Source organism: Brevibacillus sp. B_LB10_24 (assembly GCF_046036945.1).
GTDB lineage: Bacteria > Bacillota > Bacilli > Brevibacillales > Brevibacillaceae > Brevibacillus_C.
In genome coordinates this window covers 1-2,923 of record NZ_JBJQOQ010000071.1, presented here as the reverse complement: position 1 = coordinate 2,923, position 2,923 = coordinate 1, and the positions used below count along the sequence as shown (strand labels likewise).

The following is a 2,923-nucleotide window of genomic DNA, read 5'->3' as shown; positions in this document are numbered from 1 at the left end:
AGCAATCCTGGAGCACTTGCGAATGAACTTCCTTGTATGCGGGGAATTCCCTCTTGAAGGCGGGCAATTCATTCTGCTGCATGGCATAAGTGACGGTTTTGCCCTCTTGGTTGTAGGCAGTATCCCGTTGTTCCTTGGCCCGATTGTACAACTTCCGGCACAAGTCCAACGTTCGAATCATGAGCTGTTCGGTGTTCGGGAGTCGGATCGAGTCGAAACTGAAACGTGATCTGCACGAAGGACCACCACCTTAATAAGAACGTACATTCCTATCATACCACAAAAACCTCCGTCAGTCGTCTCTCTCTTAGAAAATGAGACAGCATTTTTTGACGATGGACGACTCAGGCAATAGACAAGTGTATTTAGGCTTCGCCTAACCGAGTTTCATCCCCTACCTGCAGAGGAAGGGGACTTCTCTCGGAAACATGTTAAATAGGGGTAGAATTCTTCGATCCTGTCCGGCTTTTTCGTGACATACTCCAGAAGCAGTGACGTTTCCTGCTCTTCCAAAAGAATCCGTGTGTACATCTCTCCATGCCACCAATTCTTTTCATCCAACCTATGGCTACGCCAAGTCCAGAGAAGTGAAAGGGCGCATCCTTTACGAAATGATTTTCTACATAAATTGTCAACCAAGCTGATCCGCGAAAACCAAGTGATCTGTTTGGAAGACTTGCAAGTCGAAAATATGGTTAAAAACCACAAATTAGCAAAATCTATTGCAGATGCTTCATGGTCTATGTTTCGGACGATGCTGGAGTATAAGGCGGAATGGTACGGAAGAACGCTCTCTCTTGTTGGGAAACAATTCCCCTCCAGCCAACTCTGCTCCACTCCTACCTGTGGTTACCGCAACAAAGATGTAAAAAACCTGAATGTACGACAGTGGACATGTCCAAAATGTGGCGTACACCATGATCGTGACCAAAACGCTGCCATCAATATAGAGCAAGAAGTACTTCGATTGTTGGCGTAGCTAACTGAACTGTGGGACACACAGGGAGAGCTTGGTGAATTTCACTCCGTTAGGAGTGACTACCCAAGAATCCCCTGCCGTTAGGCATGGGGAGTGTCAAAAAGTGATCACTTGTAAACACCCCGGCCCGTCACCTCCTGAATAAATCTTTCCAACACGGTAACATCCGTAATCCTCTTGTTGCATTCTTGACTATCTATACAGATGTAGTTGCCAATCGCTTTGTAATAATCAGGGGATGAATGGACAGCCTTAGCTTTCGATACCGCTGAAAATAAAGCAACTTCTCCATGCCCATGACACAGTGCGCATGTATTTTTCTTATTGGCCATAGTAAACTTGCCTTCGATTCCTATCACTTCACCCTGCAAATGATAAACGATGAACAACTTATTGGTCGCGGCATCAATCCATCCAAGATAAGTGACATAGTGGTAATCGATCGCGGCTAAATCCGGTACTTTCAGCTTTTTATTTTTAGGGAATCGTTTTTTTATCTGTTTTTCCGTCACTTGAGGAAATTCGACCAAATAGGGGGCCAGTGAACGAAGGTACGTCTGAAAATCCCCCGCGTCTTTTATTGATGATATACTCTCCAGCAATCGTCTGTGGGAATCCGTAACATCAGGAAACAGGTCTGTGACTTTCGCTTGCGCACTATACCTTACAGCTTCCAATACTTTAGGATCGGATACGGTTGCTTTTTGCAAGATATCCGCTTGCTTTTTGATGAAGTTGTATTGATGGTTGCGGATAAATGGCTCGATCATACATTTCCCTCCTGATCTCCTTTTTTTCACTATAAAAAAATAGCCGCATGTTAGAAATGCCGTATTTAACTTAGAAACGAACTCAACACAAAAAAGCGCCGATAATCGGCGCTTCGGTCACAATGCCTATTTGCTTGAATAAACAATTTTCCTGATGGTCTCTGTAGCAAGAAAGTGGTCCTCAGCTAATTGCTGAATCGTTTTACCGTTTTGAAACGCGTGCTTGATCGCGTTGTTTCTTTCGTCAATGAACTTTCTTCCGCCAGAACGCGATCCCCATTTTCCATAGGCAGCTTTTGGCTTTGGAATATAGATGGTTTCACCCTGCACATATTTTTGAATCTCTATTACCAGCTTTTCAGGCAGGATCGACGTCGCTTTTACATATTTCATTTCGGCTCGCCCCTTATTCGTTTTGTAAAAGAAATAAGGTGCAAAGCCAAACATCAGAAATGATATATGCTTACGTGGGCGATGATAATTAAATGTTCACCCCATGCAAAGTATCGCCTCCAATACTTGGCTTTGCATGAGTCGTTGCAGTATCTGGCAATTGACAGGTCATTGCCACGGCTGTTCACCTCCTGAATTAGCGAGTGCCTTTGCTGTACAATATTATCATATACATGCATGGGTTCACTGTTCAATAGTTGCTTTTGTCCAGTACGGGAAGAGGATCGGCATCGAAGCTTTCTTTAGTTTGCGACTTACATTGCTCAAATGCACGCGGATCGCGTTGGTAAAGGGATTTGATAACTATTCCACCTTTTCAGCCCTAGATTGGGGGCCGAAGATATCAGTATTAATGGCCTTCCACATTGATGGCTAATCAAGAAGTTCTTGTACCTTGCGTTTTAACTCAGGTAAAAAGCCAGTAATAACATTCCAAACTTCCTCGGGATCAATATTCATATAGTCATGAATAAGCACATCTCGAAAACCTGCAATCCTCCGCCATGGAATACTAGGATGTGCGTCCCTAAGTTCTTTTGTCAACTTCTTTGTTGCTTCACCTATAATTTCAAAATTCCGAATCACTGCTTCTTGAACCATCGTACTCTCTGTGAATGCTCCCACCGCCTGAAGAGGCGGGGGCTTCTTGTTTCGACGATCATTACCTTTCTGAAGGAAGGTCTTACATGATCTCCACAAGCGTTCGATGCGTTACGCATCC

General features: G+C 44.0%; 4 protein-coding genes and 1 pseudogene. 1 reads left to right on the top strand and 4 read right to left on the bottom strand.

The genetic code is table 11. The features are described from left to right. The coding region (locus tag ACI7RC_RS27655) for a helix-turn-helix domain-containing protein (RefSeq protein WP_408111372.1) at positions 1-181 on the bottom strand (181 nt) is incomplete at its 3' end. Between the two features lie 423 nt (positions 182-604). Here ACI7RC_RS27655 and ACI7RC_RS27650 point away from each other — a divergent pair. After that, positions 605-979, top strand: a pseudogene (locus tag ACI7RC_RS27650) (RNA-guided endonuclease TnpB family protein); the annotation flags it as partial. 107 nt (positions 980-1,086) lie between these two features. On the opposite strand, the gene ACI7RC_RS27645 reads toward ACI7RC_RS27650, so the two are convergent. The 3 genes from ACI7RC_RS27645 to ACI7RC_RS27635 form a co-directional block, all read right to left on the bottom strand. Continuing rightward, positions 1,087-1,749: a FusB/FusC family EF-G-binding protein gene (locus ACI7RC_RS27645; RefSeq protein WP_408111371.1), complete on the bottom strand. Its 663-nt coding sequence runs from the start codon at positions 1,747-1,749 to the stop codon at positions 1,087-1,089. 126 nt (positions 1,750-1,875) lie between these two features. Further along, positions 1,876-2,142, bottom strand: a complete 267-nt coding sequence (locus ACI7RC_RS27640) for a CD3324 family protein (protein WP_408111370.1) — start codon at positions 2,140-2,142, stop codon at positions 1,876-1,878. A 432-nt stretch (positions 2,143-2,574) separates the two neighbouring features. Continuing rightward, positions 2,575-2,826 (bottom strand): HepT-like ribonuclease domain-containing protein, encoded by a 252-nt coding sequence (locus ACI7RC_RS27635; RefSeq protein WP_408111369.1) that lies wholly within the window; start codon positions 2,824-2,826, stop codon positions 2,575-2,577. Between the last annotated feature and the right edge of the window lie 97 nt (positions 2,827-2,923).